At 70.4% G+C, this 12,795-nt stretch carries 15 protein-coding genes and 1 pseudogene; 1 reads left to right on the top strand and 15 read right to left on the bottom strand.

Annotation, left to right across the window (positions count from 1 at the left end):
* Positions 1–20: 20 nt before the first annotated feature.
* From IE267_RS29145 to IE267_RS29095, 11 genes are all read right to left on the bottom strand, one after another.
* Complete coding sequence (locus tag IE267_RS29145; RefSeq protein ID WP_189765277.1) at positions 21–953, bottom strand: diacylglycerol kinase; 933 nt, start codon at positions 951–953, stop codon at positions 21–23.
* 37 nt (positions 954–990) lie between these two features.
* Positions 991–1,944 carry a twin-arginine translocase subunit TatC gene (tatC, locus tag IE267_RS29140; protein WP_189765275.1) on the bottom strand — a complete coding sequence of 318 codons (954 nt, stop codon included), beginning with the start codon at positions 1,942–1,944 and terminating at the stop codon, positions 991–993.
* Positions 1,945–2,014: 70 nt separating this feature from the next.
* Positions 2,015–2,299, bottom strand: a complete 285-nt coding sequence (gene tatA / locus IE267_RS29135) for a Sec-independent protein translocase subunit TatA (protein ID WP_100577094.1) — start codon at positions 2,297–2,299, stop codon at positions 2,015–2,017.
* 212 nt (positions 2,300–2,511) lie between these two features.
* Positions 2,512–2,709 (bottom strand): hypothetical protein, encoded by a 198-nt coding sequence (locus tag IE267_RS29130; RefSeq protein ID WP_167156401.1) that lies wholly within the window; start codon positions 2,707–2,709, stop codon positions 2,512–2,514.
* 10 nt (positions 2,710–2,719) lie between these two features.
* Positions 2,720–2,974: a hypothetical protein gene (locus IE267_RS29125; protein WP_161250528.1), complete on the bottom strand. Its 255-nt coding sequence runs from the start codon at positions 2,972–2,974 to the stop codon at positions 2,720–2,722.
* Between the two features lie 64 nt (positions 2,975–3,038).
* The gene (locus tag IE267_RS29120; protein ID WP_167154661.1) at positions 3,039–4,013 is read right to left on the bottom strand and encodes a helix-turn-helix transcriptional regulator; all 975 of its coding nucleotides are present in this window, start codon (positions 4,011–4,013) and stop codon (positions 3,039–3,041) included.
* A 16-nt stretch (positions 4,014–4,029) separates the two neighbouring features.
* Positions 4,030–4,980 (bottom strand): helix-turn-helix transcriptional regulator, encoded by a 951-nt coding sequence (locus IE267_RS29115; RefSeq protein ID WP_189765273.1) that lies wholly within the window; start codon positions 4,978–4,980, stop codon positions 4,030–4,032.
* 147 nt (positions 4,981–5,127) lie between these two features.
* Complete coding sequence (locus IE267_RS29110) at positions 5,128–5,499, bottom strand: FKBP-type peptidyl-prolyl cis-trans isomerase (protein WP_167154659.1); 372 nt, start codon at positions 5,497–5,499, stop codon at positions 5,128–5,130.
* A gap of 40 nt (positions 5,500–5,539) precedes the next feature.
* Complete coding sequence (locus tag IE267_RS29105) at positions 5,540–6,553, bottom strand: FKBP-type peptidyl-prolyl cis-trans isomerase (protein WP_161250537.1); 1,014 nt, start codon at positions 6,551–6,553, stop codon at positions 5,540–5,542.
* Between the two features lie 136 nt (positions 6,554–6,689).
* A complete protein-coding gene (gene pafA, locus IE267_RS29100) occupies positions 6,690–8,051 on the bottom strand; it encodes a Pup--protein ligase (protein ID WP_053723508.1) in 1,362 nt (453 codons plus the stop codon).
* Between the two features lie 9 nt (positions 8,052–8,060).
* Positions 8,061–9,320, bottom strand: a complete 1,260-nt coding sequence (locus tag IE267_RS29095) for an MFS transporter (RefSeq protein WP_189765272.1) — start codon at positions 9,318–9,320, stop codon at positions 8,061–8,063.
* Positions 9,321–9,506: 186 nt separating this feature from the next.
* On the opposite strand from IE267_RS29095, the gene IE267_RS29090 reads away from it, so the two are divergent.
* Complete coding sequence (locus tag IE267_RS29090) at positions 9,507–10,532, top strand: LacI family DNA-binding transcriptional regulator (RefSeq protein ID WP_229861487.1); 1,026 nt, start codon at positions 9,507–9,509, stop codon at positions 10,530–10,532.
* A gap of 35 nt (positions 10,533–10,567) precedes the next feature.
* On the opposite strand, the gene prcA is transcribed toward IE267_RS29090, so the two are convergent.
* From prcA to IE267_RS29070, 4 genes and pseudogenes are all read right to left on the bottom strand, one after another.
* The gene (prcA, locus tag IE267_RS29085) at positions 10,568–11,326 is read right to left on the bottom strand and encodes a proteasome subunit alpha (protein WP_100577085.1); all 759 of its coding nucleotides are present in this window, start codon (positions 11,324–11,326) and stop codon (positions 10,568–10,570) included.
* 55 nt (positions 11,327–11,381) lie between these two features.
* A complete protein-coding gene (gene prcB / locus IE267_RS29080) occupies positions 11,382–12,227 on the bottom strand; it encodes a proteasome subunit beta (RefSeq protein ID WP_100577084.1) in 846 nt (281 codons plus the stop codon).
* Positions 12,179–12,367: pseudogene (locus IE267_RS29075) on the bottom strand (endonuclease domain-containing protein); the annotation flags it as partial. The pseudogene IE267_RS29075 and the gene prcB, both read right to left, overlap by 49 nt.
* A gap of 116 nt (positions 12,368–12,483) precedes the next feature.
* Positions 12,484–12,702, bottom strand: coding sequence for a ubiquitin-like protein Pup (locus tag IE267_RS29070; protein WP_016325855.1), 219 nt, complete (start codon positions 12,700–12,702; stop codon positions 12,484–12,486).
* Positions 12,703–12,795: the final 93 nt, after the last annotated feature.

Here is a 12,795-nt window from a genome sequence, read left to right as displayed (position 1 = left end):
TCTGACAGAGGTCGCGATCTTTATTGGAGGCCGGGTGCCGCGGCCTTCCGGCCGGACGCCGGTACGGGTGCCAATACCCGTACCGCACCGCGTACACACTCCGCGGTGAGCGGGAGCGGTCCGAGCCGCTCCCCGTCGGCGTACCCGGTGATCCCGTCCGCGGCGAGGCCGATCGAGGCGACGCGGTACGTGGTGACCTTGGGATGGCCGAGATGGGTGCCCCTGTAGACCCGCGGGAAGACCTTGACGAGGGTCGCGCGCGAGCAGTCCCCGACGACGGTGACGTCGAAGAGTCCATCGGTGAGGTCGGCGTCGGCGCAGATGCGCATGCCTCCTCCGTAGGAGGAGGAGTTGCCGACGGCGACGAGGGTCGCATCGATCTCACGGGTCTCGCCGTCGTCGAGGGTGATCTTGTACGGGATGGGCTTGAACGCGGCCAGTTCGGCGAGCATGGCGAGGTCGTACTTGAAGCGGCCCGATGGCCACCTCATCCGGTTGCCCCGGTCGTTGACCTTGGAGTCGAAGCCGGAGGCGAGGACGGTGGCGAACCAGCGGTCGCCGGTCCGGCCCAGGTCGATGTCCGTGAGCCGGCCGTCCTTGAGGGCCCGGGCCGCGCATTCCCCGGCGCGGGCCGGGTCGCGTATCGGAAGCCCGAGGGCGCGGGCGAAGTCGTTGCCGGTGCCCGCGGCGACGACGCCGAGCGGGGTGGTGGTGCCCGCGACGGCCTGGAGCGCGAGGTTGACCATGCCGTCGCCGCCGACGGTGATCAGCGCCCCGGTGCCGCCATCGACGGCCTCGCGCGCCCGGCGCAGCGCGTCGTCGGCGTCCTCGCCGAGCACGGTGCGGACGGAGAATCCGGCGGCCCGCAACGCGGAAGCGGCCGGCTGCGCGGCGTGCGCGCCCCGGCCGCGTCCCGCGGTGGGATTGACGAAGAGGGTGATCTCGCTGGTCACCCGCCGGACCCTACAAGGTCCGGCGTTCGCGTCAAGGTCAGGTGATGTCGTCGTACCCGTTGAGCTTGGTGGAGCGTCCGCCGTCCGACTGCTCGGGCAGCGCCGGGGGCGAGGTCACCGCCTCGACGGTGCCGATGTCCTCGGGCGTGAGGTCCAGGTCGGACGCCTCGTCGTCGGCCGGTCCCGCTTCGGCACGCTGCTTGCGGCGCTTGTCGTTCATCAGCGAGATGATCACGGCGACGAAGTAGAGGCCGACGATCGGGGTGGCGAGCGAGAGCATCGAGACCGGGTCGACGGTCGGCGTGGCGAACGCCGCGAAGACCGTCACACCCATGATCATTCCGCGCCACCAGCCCAGCATCCGGCGGCCGGTGAGGATGCCGCTGAAGTTGAGCATGACGAGGAACAACGGCAGCTCGAAGGAGAGGCCGAAGACGATGATCATGCGGGTGACGAGGTCGATGATCTCGTTGAGCGGCAGCAGGTTGGTCACGCCCGAGGGCGTGAAGCCCAGCAGCACCTCGGCCGCGGCCGGCAGCACGTGGTACGAGAACCAGCCGCCGGCCACGAAGAGCGGGGCACCGGCCGCGACGAAGCTCAGCGAGTAGCGCCGCTCGTGCTTGTGCAGACCCGGCGCGACGAACGCCCAGAGCTGGTAGAGCCAGACCGGGCTGGCAGCCACGACGCCCGCGACCATCGACACCTTGATCATCAGCGTGAACGGCCCCATGAGGCCGGACATCGTGATCTGGCCGCAGGTGTCCCTGTTCTTGCTGGCGAGCTTGTGGAAGTCGTCCGGGCAGCCGACCGAGTGCGTGATCGGCTTGGTGATGAGCCCCGCGATGTCCTTGTAGTAGAACGCCGCCACGATGGCGCAGACCAGGATCGCGAACACCGCCTTCGCGAGCCGGTTGCGCAGCTCGCGAAGGTGGTCCGAGAGCGGCATCCGGCCCTCGGGGTCCCTCTGTTGTTTGCGGGCAGACTTGAGCAACCCACGTCCTCATCTCGTGCGGCAGGTCACTCTGGTCACGAAGGTGAACAGCGCCTGCTGGGGCCCGGTGTCAGCGCTTGGTCGTGTCCGTCGGCTCGGTCACCGGACGGGCGCTGCTCACGTCGCCGGGCGCGGACTGGATCGTGCGCTGGGCCGGCGGCTGCTCGCCCGGGACCGGCGGGTCGGCCGGGGCGGGCTGCTGGCCCTCGGACTTCATGGCCTTGGCCTCGCTCTTGAGGATGCGGGCCGACTTGCCGAGCGACCGCGCCATGTCCGGGAGCTTCTTCGCGCCGAACAGCAGGACGACGACGATGAGGATGAGAATGATCTCGGGGGCGCCGAGCCTTCCGAACATAAGCGTTTACCTTCTCACCGAGGCTGCAGGGTTGGGGCTGCCGGTTGGCGGCCGGACGGGTGCCCGACCGTTCTTACGTGCAGCGATCGTAACGCGCAGGGGTGAACGCTGGGCAATCCCCGTGCGTACGCCCGTTTGCGGACCGGGCCTCGCTACCTGGGCCGCGTTGTGCAGCGTACCGCCCCGAAACGGACGGCATCGGAGCGCACCTGTCATCTCAGCGTTTCGCCGGCCCCCGCGAGGTCGACGGCGGCGCGCTCCAGGTCCTCCGCCGCACGGTTGATCTTGCTTGTGGTGTCGGCCACTTGGCGGCCGAGGCGCTGCGCCTCGACGAACACCTTGACGGCGAGGACGCCGAGCACGGCGATCCCGAGGAAACCGAGGGTGATGGCGGTCATCGGCCAGAACATCATGCGGACCCTAGACGGTGGAGTGGAGCCGGAGCGTGCGGACGCCGCCCCCGGTGAGGAGTTCGATGATGCGCTCACCCGCGGGCTTGCGAACGGCCGAACCGCACTCGGGGCAGGTGAAGGAGTAGAAGGTGGTGCGCCGGCTGGCCCCGATCGCGAGCCGCAGCGCGGCCGCGCCCAGCTCCAGGCGGGCGCGGCACTCCGGACAGGCCGCCTTGAAGAGGACCGGGATCACGGGACGAGCAATACCGGGCAGTACCGACATGATCCGCAGTTCTCCTCAGCTCTGGCGGTCGAGTACGGGGGCGGTTCGGCTCCGACGGGCGGGTTCAGCCCTGATGGCGCACGGCCTGCGGTTCCTCATATGCGGCCAGCGCCTCGCGGGCCACCGTGCGGGCGCTCTCGGCGAGATCGTCCGGCGTGACGATCCGGCCGTCCTGGCCGAGCCGCAGCGCGAGGCGTCGCAGCGACGCCGGGTCGGGCGTGCGCAGGGTGATCCGCAGCCCGCCGTCGGGCAGCTCGTCGGCACTGTCGTGCGGGTAGTACTCGGCGACCCAGCGGCCGCCGGGGCCCACCTCGACGACGACCTCGGGGTCCTCGGCCGAGGGCTGGACGAGCCCTTCGGACAGGTCGCGCAGCTCCAGCTCGGGCGGCGCGGACGCCTCGTCGAGCAGGCGGATCTCGGCGACCCGGTCGAGCCGGAAGGTGCGCCGGGCCTCGGAGAGGCGGCACCACGCCTCCATGTAGGTGTGGCCGACGGCGAACAGCCGGATCGGGTCGACCTCGCGCTCGGTCAGCTCGTCGCGGGCCGGCGAGTAGTACTTCACCCACAGGCGGCGGCGCTCCGAGATCGCGCGGTCCACCTCGGCGAAGACACCGCCCTCGGACTCGAAGGTGACCGAGAGGCGGGAGCTGGCGCCGGCGGCCTCGCCGGCCGCGGCCTCCAGCTTGGCGGTGGCGCGCAGCAGCGCCTGCCGGTCGCCCTCGCGCAGGCCGGGCAGCGTGGACACGGCCCGGGCGGCCACGAGGAGCGCGGTCGCCTCGTCGGCGGCGAGCCGGAGCGGGGCCGCGACGTCATCCGGGTTGTGCCACCAGATGCGGTCGCCGTCGGTGTCGATGTCCAGGAGGTCGCCGCCGCGGAAGCTCGTGCCGCACATGGGCAGCACGTCGAGGTCGGAGATCAGTTCGTCCTCGGTGATGCCGAAGGCGCGGGCGACGTCGCCGACACGGGCGCCGGGGCGCTCGCGCAGATAGGTCACCAGCGACAGCATCCGCCGCGTCTGGTCGATGGCGTTGGCAGCCATGGTCGTCCCGTCCCTCTCAGCCCTTGGCCACGGCGCGCAGCCGGTCCATCACGTCGGCCCGCAGATCGGCGGGTTCCAGCACCACCACGTCGGGGCCGAACTCCACCAGGTGGGCATCGAGCCCGTGCCCGTACGGAATCTCCAACTCGTCCCAGCCGTCGCCGAGTTCACGGGTCGAGGTGGCCCGTGAACGCAGCGGGTAGCCGGCGCCCGCGCGCAGCCGGATGCGGGCCGAGCGGGTCGCGGTCTCGCCCGCCCAGGTCTCGACGGTCTCGCGCACGGTGACGACATCGGGGACGGGCGCGGTGAAGGCGGCCGCGCGCGAGCGGACCTTGCCGGAGATGCGGCTGAGCCGGAACACCCGCTCGGCACCCCGGTCGCGGTCCCAGCCGACCAGGTACCAGTGGCCGCGCCAGCACTCCAGTCCCCAGGGTTCGACATGGCGGGCCTCGGGGCGTACAGCGGTGACCTTGCGGTAGTCGAAGACGACCGGGCGGCGGTCCCGGCAGGCCAGCATCAAGGGCTCGAAGGCCGCCTCGTGGACCGGGATGCGCGGCTCGATCGCGCTGTGCTCATACGGATTGTCGGCTTCCGGCATACCGGCGGCGCGCAGCTTCTGGAGTGCGCCGCTGGCCGCTCCGGCGAGCCGCGCCTGCTGCCACACGCGGGCGGCGAGCCCGAGGGCCGCGGCCTCCTCGGCGTCGAGCTGGACCGGCGGCAGGCGGTTGCTGTCGCGGCGGGCGAGGTAGCCGGTCTCACCGTCGAGGTTCTCGACGGTCTCGATGACCAGGCCGAGCTCCCTCAGATCGTCCTTGTCCCGCTCGAACATCCGGTTGAAGGAGTCGTCGGAACCGGCCTCGAGATAGGCCTCGATGGACTCGCGCAGCTCCCGCTTGCTGAGTGCGCGTCGTGTCCCGAGCAGACACAGCGCCAGGTTCATCAGCCGCTCTGCCTTGGCGATCGCCATCGATGCCCTACGCCCTCTCTCGTTGTGCGCTACGACCGTTGACCGTACCGCTCCGGGCTGCCGGGGCAAAAGCCGAGGGTCCATGCCCGCAGGCATGGACCCTCGGTCCGATCAGGTCCGATCGCTCGGGACCGATCCGGGTGCGTCTCAGACGGCGACCAGGTCGCAGACGAAGATCAGCGTCTCGCCCGGCGCGATGGCGTTGCCGGCGCCGCGGTCGCCGTAGGCGAGGTGGGCGGGGATGGTCAGCCGGCGACGGCCGCCGACCTTCATGCCCTGGATGCCTTGGTCCCAGCCGGAGATGACCTGGCCGGCACCGAGCTTGAACTCCAGCGGGTTGCCGCGGTTCCAGGAGGCGTCGAACTCCTCACCGGTGGAGAAGGCCACACCCACGTAGTGGACCTTGACGAAGTCCCCGGCCTTGGCGACGGCGCCGTCGCCCTCCCAGATCTCCTTGATCTCCAGGTCCGCCGGCGGCTCGCCCTCGGGGAAGTCGATCTCGGGCTTGTCGATGCTCACGTAATGCTCCTACTAATCGCTATGGGCAACCGGGACAGTCTTACACTGCTCCGAGGATGTCCACGACGAAGACGAGGGTCGAATTGGCCGGGATGTCCGCGCCCTGGGCCTTGTCCTTGTAGCCCTGCTCCGGCGGGATGACGAGCAGGACACGGCTGCCGACCTTCTTGCCGACGAGACCCTTGTCCCAGCCCTCGATGACCTGGCCCTGGCCGATCGCGGTCGAGAACGGGGCGCCGGTCTTCCACGAGGTGTCGAACAGCTTCGCCTGCGGAAGGCCCTCGTTGGGCTTCCAGGTGGCGCCGCTGTACTGCATGTAGACGGTCTGGCCGCTCTTGACCTCGTCGCCCTTGCCCTCGATGAGCACCTGGTCCACGAGCTTCTTCGGCGGGTCGTTCTTCGGGACCGTGATCGTGGCGGCCTCCTCCTTGTCCGCCTTGATCTGCGGCAGGTCGGACGGGATGGAGGCCTGGGTGCCGTCGACCTTCTTCGGCATGACGCTGTCGACGTCGAGGACGAAGACCAGGTTGTCGGTGCCGGAGACGCCGAGCTCCTGCTTGCCCGCGGCGCCGAACGCGGCGGCCGGCGGCGCGACGACCAGGACGCGGGCGCCGACCTTCTGGCCGAGCACCGCCTCGCTGAACGCCGGGATGTAGGTCTGCGAGCCGGCCGGGATGACCTGGGGCACGCCGCCCTTGTCGTAGGACCCGGCCAGGTCCTTGCCGCTCTTCCAGATCTTTCCGGTGTACTTCGTCACCGCGAGGTCGTCCTTCTTGACCTCGGCCCCGGTGCCGGCGGTCAGCGTCTTGACGACGAACTTTCCGCTCGGGTCACCCTTGGGGATGGTGATCGTGGGCTTCTTGTCCGCGTCACCGGCGACGGTGGGCATCGGCGAGGCGTCGGACACCGGCTTGGGAGCCGCGGGCGGCTGCGACGCCGAATCGGAGGGGGAAGCGGACGCGTCCTTCTTCTTCGCTGCGTCGTCACCTCCTCCGCAGGCCGCGGTGAGCATCAGGGCCGGCACGATGAGCGCGGCAGCAAGTCGGCGTCGCACAGTGGTCCTCGGGGTAGCTGGAACGGTCGGAGCGGCCACTCTACGGCCCCACTTCGGTACCACAAGGGTGCGGCATGCCCGGGGGCCCCGTACGCAACAGCGCACGGGGCCCCCGGATCACACGGCTGACGTCGTCTCACATACCGGCGATCAGCTTCTCCACCCGGTCGTCCACGGACCGGAACGGGTCCTTGCACAACACGGTGCGCTGCGCCTGGTCGTTGAGCTTCAGATGCACCCAGTCGACCGTGAAGTCCCGTCGCTGCTCCTGCGCGCGGCGGATGAAGTCGCCGCGCAGCCGCGCCCTGGTGGTCTGCGGGGGCACCGACTTGCCCTCGAAGATCTTCAGGTCGTTGCAGATCCTCGCCGCCTGGCCCTTGCGCTCCAGGAGGTAGTACAGGCCCCGTCGACGGTGGATGTCGTGGTAGGCGAGGTCTATCTGCGCGACCCTCGGGTGCGACATGGTCATGTTGTTCTTGGCCCGGTACCGCTCGATGAGCTTGTACTTCATGACCCAGTCGATCTCGGTGCCGATCCGGTCGAGGTCCTCGGCCTCGATCGCGTCCAGGGTGCGGCCCCACAGTTCGAGCACCTGGTCGACCGTGCCGGTGCGGATGCCCCGGCGCTCCACGAAGTCGACGGCCTTCTCGTAGTACTCCCGCTGGACTTCGAGGGCGGAGGCCTCGCGGCCGCTGGCCAGGCGCACCTTGCGCTGGCCCGTGATGTCGTGGGAGACCTCGCGGATGGCCCGGATCGGGTTCTCCAGGGTGAGGTCGCGCATGACCGTGCCGGCCTCGATCATGCGCAGCACGAGGTCGGTGGCACCGACCTTGAGGAGCATGGTCGTCTCGGACATGTTCGAGTCGCCGACGATGACGTGCAGGCGCCGGTAGCGCTCGGCGTCGGCGTGCGGCTCGTCCCTCGTATTGATGATGGGACGGGAGCGGGTGGTGGCGGAGCTGACGCCCTCCCAGATGTGCTCGGCACGCTGGCTGACGCAGTAGACCGCGCCGCGCGGGGTCTGCAGCACCTTGCCGGCCCCGCAGATCAGCTGGCGGGTGACGAGGAACGGGATGAGGATGTCCGCGAGCCGGGAGAACTCTCCGTGACGGGCGACCAGATAGTTCTCGTGGCAGCCGTAGGAGTTTCCCGCCGAGTCGGTGTTGTTCTTGAAGAGATAGACGTCGCCCGCGATTCCCTCCTCGTGCAGGCGGCGTTCGGCGTCGACGAGCAGGCCTTCGAGAATGCGCTCACCGGCTTTGTCGTGGGTGACCAGTTCGGTCACGTTGTCGCATTCGGGTGTTGCGTATTCCGGATGCGATCCCACGTCGAGGTAGAGGCGGGCGCCGTTCCGCAGAAAGACGTTGCTGCTGCGGCCCCATGACACAACACGGCGGAAGAGGTAGCGCGCCACTTCGTCAGGAGACAGTCGGCGCTGTCCCCTGAACGTGCACGTGACGCCGTACTCGTTCTCCAGCCCGAAAATGCGGCGGTCCATGAGGGAACATTACGCCTGATGGCCTGAGCTGAAACCGGGTTCGACGGCACGGTTTCGATCATTTTCGTCAACTACCTCGACAGAGCGCGGACGCCCGGGAGCCGCAAGCACCCTTTGCGTCGCGAGGAGCACCACGAGCGCGGCGATTCCGCCGCCACCCGCGACCGCGAAACTCGCGCCGGTTCCACCGAGTTCGACCGCGGGTCCGGCCGCGGCCGTGCCCAGTGCCGTGCCCACGCCGAAGGCGGTCACGAGCCAGGAGAACGCCTCGGTCACCGTGCCGCGCGGGGCGTGCCGGTCGACGACGATGAACGCGCAGGCGATGGACGGCGCGAGGAAGAGCCCGGAGACGACGGTGAGCGCGGCCATCGCGGGCAGGGCCGGAACCAGCGTCAGCGGGAGGTAGCCGACGGCGAGCAGCGCGACCAGGATGCGCAGCCGCTTCTCGGGAGCGCCGCTCCACCGCCGGGCCCCGTAGACGAGCCCGCCGAGCAGCGCGCCCAGCCCGTTGGCCGCCATCAGCCAGCCGTAGATCGTGTCGCTGCCGTGGTCGTCGGCGTAGGCGGACGCGGCCACGATGATCGCGCCGAGCGCGAGCCCGACGAAGAAGAACGAGCCGAGCAGCGCGAGCAGCCCGGGCGAGCGCAGCGCGCCGAGCCAGTGCGCCTCGCGGGGCGCCGAGCGCCAGCTCCGGGAGGGCCCGGACAGCACCACGCTGAGGGCGCCGAGCACTCCGAGCGCGTTGATCAGGAGCAGCGCGGCGGCGGGCGACCAGAGTGCGATGGAGACGGTGACGAGCAGCGGCCCGACCGTGAACATCACCTCCTGGGCTATGGCGTCCATCGCGTACGCGGTGTGCACCTGCTCCTCGCGCGTGAGGACACTGGGCCACAGGGCCCGCAGGCCGCCCTCCAGGGGCGGTGTGGCGAGCCCCGCGACGAGAACCGCCGCGTACGCCACGGCCACCGGATCGATGCCGGCGACGGCCAGCAGGACCATGCCGAGGGCGGAAAGCACGGAGGCGGGGAGCATCACGCGCGGCTGGCCGTACAGGTCGACGGCCCGGCCGAGCAGCGGCTGGCCGACGGCGGTGGCCACGCCGTACACGGCGGTCAGCGCGCCGGCGAGCGAGTAGCTGCCGCCCTCGGCCCGGACGAAGAAGACGACCGCGATCGCGGCCGTCGCGTTCGGCAGCCGGCCGGTCAAGGTGCCCGCGAGCAGCCGTGCGGCGTGCCGGGTCCGAAGGATCTCCGCGTATCCCGCCGCCATGCCCACTCCTCAGTGTTACGTATAACGTCCGAGGTCATACGTACCATGTGGCGTGTCCGCAGGTCCACCCCGCGCCCGCCCGCACATCGCTCTGGAGGCCCCTTGACCAGCCAGGACAGCCCGGAGTCCGCAGCGGCATCCGCGCCGGTGGCGGCCCGCGCCGGGGTGCGTGCCGCCCGCGCCGCGCTGTCCGGACGGGCCGCCGGGACGCGCCCGCCCACCAGCCGGGACGTGGCGAGCGCGGCCGGGGTGTCGCAGGCCACCGTCTCCCTGGTGCTGGGCGACAAGTGGCGGGGCCGGGTCTCCGAGCGGACCGCGGGTCTGGTCCGGGAGGCCGCGCAGGACCTCGGCTACCGGCCCAACCTCGCCGCCCGCAGTCTGCGGCTCGGCCGCACCAGGACCGCGCTGCTCGTGGTACCCGCCATGACCAGCGAATTCTTCGCCCAGGTCTACGCGGGCGCGGCCAGGGTCGCCGCCGAACACGGCTTCGGCGTGGTGCTCTACCCCTCCCCCGAGGGCATCGGCCCCGCCCGCGACCCGTTCGACTCGGCGCGCACCGCCCTCGACGGCGTCATCGCCTCCTCCATGGCGGCGGAGGCGCTCGCCTCGATCCGCGGCAGCGACCTTCCCCTGGTGATGCTCGACAGCGACCCCGCCGAGGCCGGGCCCGCGGCCCACGTCAACCTCGACATCGCCGACGGCGTAAGGCGCCTGACGGAGCATCTGCTCGGCCTCGGACACCGCCGGTTCACCCACATCGCCGCCGACGTCGACTCGTGGACCTTCGTCGTACGGGCCCGGGCGCTGGCCGCCGCGCTCGCCGGGACGCCCGACGCCGAGCTCCGTACGGTCCGGGCGGAGCTCAGCGTGGACGGCGGCCGACGGGCCGCGGAAACCGCCCTGGGCTCCCCGGGCCCGCGCCCGACCGCACTGGTCTGTGACGACGACTTCCTCGCGGCGGGCGCCTGCAAGGCCGCCCATCGGCTGGGTCTGCACGTGCCCGACGACGTGTCCGTCACCGGGTTCGACGGTCTCAACCTCGCCACCGCCCTCGAACCGGAACTGACCACGCTCACACTGCCCGCCGAACAGGTCGGCGCGCGGGGCATGGCGGCCCTGCTCGCCGTTCTGGAGGGACGCCCCGTGGAGAGCGGGGATCTGCCGGTGGCGCTGGCCGTACGGGGCTCGACGGCCGCGCCCCGGCCCGCCTGAGGCGGAACCGGGGCGCGGTCAGGAGCGGCGGGGGACTACTCGTCCTCCGTCTCCTCCAGGTCCGAAGGGGCCTCGGTGGGCTCGGTCTTGGCCACATCGGCCTGGAGCAGCCGGGAAAGCTGGCGGCCCACGATGCGCTTGAACTTCCGCTGCTGCGGCCGCGTCCGGTCCAGGACCGCGACCTCCAGGCGCTCGGCGGGGATCTCCCGGTCGGCGCCGTTCGTCTGGTTGGAGAGGGCCTGCACGGCCAGCCGCAGCGCCTCGGCGAGCGACATGCCCTCCTGGTGGCGCTGGTCCAGGAACGTGCTGATCTGCTCGGCGTTGCCGCCGACCGCGACCGAGCCGTGCTCGTCCACGATCGAGCCGTCGTGCGGCAGCCGGTAGATCTGGTCCTCTTCGGGCGTGCTCCCGACCTCGGCGACGACCAGCTCCACCTCGTACGGCTTCTCGCCGACGCTGGAGAAGATGGTGCCCAGCGTCTGCGCGTAGACGTTGGCGAGCCCACGGGCCGTCACATCGTCACGGTCGTAGGTGTATCCGCGCAGATCCGCGTAACGGACGCCGCCGATGCGGAGGTTCTCGTACTCGTTGTACTTGCCGGCGGCGGCGAAGCCGATCCGGTCGTAGATCTCGCTGAACTTGTGCAGCGCGCGGGACGGGTTCTCACCGACGAACACGATGCCGTCGGCGTACTGGATCACGACCAGGCTGCGGCCGCGGGCGATGCCCTTGCGGGCGTACTCCGCACGGTCGGCCATGGCCTGCTGGGGTGAGACATAGAACGGGGTCGACACCGGCTAACCGTCCCTTTCTGTCAGTGGCTGGGTCATCTCGGGGCCTGCGCGGGCCTCAGAGGAGGGAGGCCCGGGGGCCGTCGGGCTGCTCCAGCCGCCGTTCCAGGATGGAGCGGGCGAGCTCGGAGGACTCCGCCTCGGTGAGCCGGCGGAAGCCGTCCTCGGTGATGACGGTGACGATCGGGAAGATCCGGCGCGCCATGTCCGGGCCGCCGGTCGCCGAGTCGTCGTCGGCGGCGTCGTAGAGCGCCTGGATGACGAGCGTGGTCGTCTCCTGCTCCGTCAGATCGTCGCGGTAGAGCTTCTTCATGGAGCCCCGGGCGAAGATGGAGCCGGAGCCGGTGGCGGCGAAGCCGTGCTCCTCGGAGCGGCCGCCGGTGACGTCGTAGGAGAAGATGCGGCCCTTCTCGCGGTCCACGTCGTACCCCGCGAAGAGCGGGACCACGGCGAGGCCCTGCATGGCCATGCCCAGGTTGCCGCGGATCATCGTGGAGAGCCGGTTGGCCTTGCCCTCCAGGGAGAGCGTGGCGCCTTCGACCTTCTCGAAGTGCTCCAGCTCCAGTTGGAAGAGCTTGACCATCTCCACCGCGAGGCCCGCGGTGCCCGCGATGCCGACCGCCGAGTACTCGTCGGCCGGGAAGACCTTCTCGATGTCGCGCTGGGCGATCATGTTGCCCATCGTGGCCCGCCGGTCGCCCGCCAGGACGACCCCGCCGGGGAACGTCGCGGCCACGATCGTCGTGCCGTGCGGGGCTTCAACATGGCCCTGCACGGGCGGCAGGACGCGCTTGCCGGGGAGCATCTCCGGCGAGTGGTCGGACAGGAAGTCCATGAATGAGGAGGACCCAGGCGTCAGGAAGGCAGCTGGTAGACGCCCGGTGCCACGAGTGTTGGCTTCCACGAGTTTCCTTCCAAGTAGGCGGCAGCGCGACGGACGGTGTCGGGGAAATTCCCCAACAGGCCGATGGCCGAATTGCAGTTGAAGCTCAAGTACGACTGGACCCTACCCGCCGTGTGCCGGTGATCCACATGAACGGCCGGGCAGGACCGGCCCATTGCACGGTTGCCCCTGCTCCCACGGGGCCGGGCCGCGCCAGGGGAATCCCTCACCCCTGGCCGGGTTTCCCACGACGGACCGCGTTGTTCACATCCGTGAACTACTGCCCACCCTTTTGAACGAAGGACCGCACGAAGTCCTCGGCGTTCTCTTCGAGCACGTCGTCGATTTCGTCGAGCACGGAGTCGACGTCGTCCGACAGCTTCTCCTGGCGTTCCTTGAGGTCCTCGGAAGCCTGCGCGTCCTGCGCCTGCTCCTCGACCTCCTCGGTGGAACGCGTCGCCTTCTGCTGTCCGCCGCCGGTGTCCTTGGTCGCCATCTACCTCACCCCGCTCGGTTCGATGTCCTTGATCAGACCCTACAAGCAGGGTCTGACATCGGCCCCGCAGTTTCTGGAACGTGCGCGGCCTAC

This window comes from Streptomyces xanthochromogenes (assembly GCF_014650455.1).
In the GTDB taxonomy this organism is placed as follows: domain Bacteria; phylum Actinomycetota; class Actinomycetes; order Streptomycetales; family Streptomycetaceae; genus Streptomyces; species Streptomyces xanthochromogenes.
The sequence above is the reverse complement of the archived record's forward strand: the minus strand, read 5'-3'. Positions and strand labels throughout refer to the sequence as shown.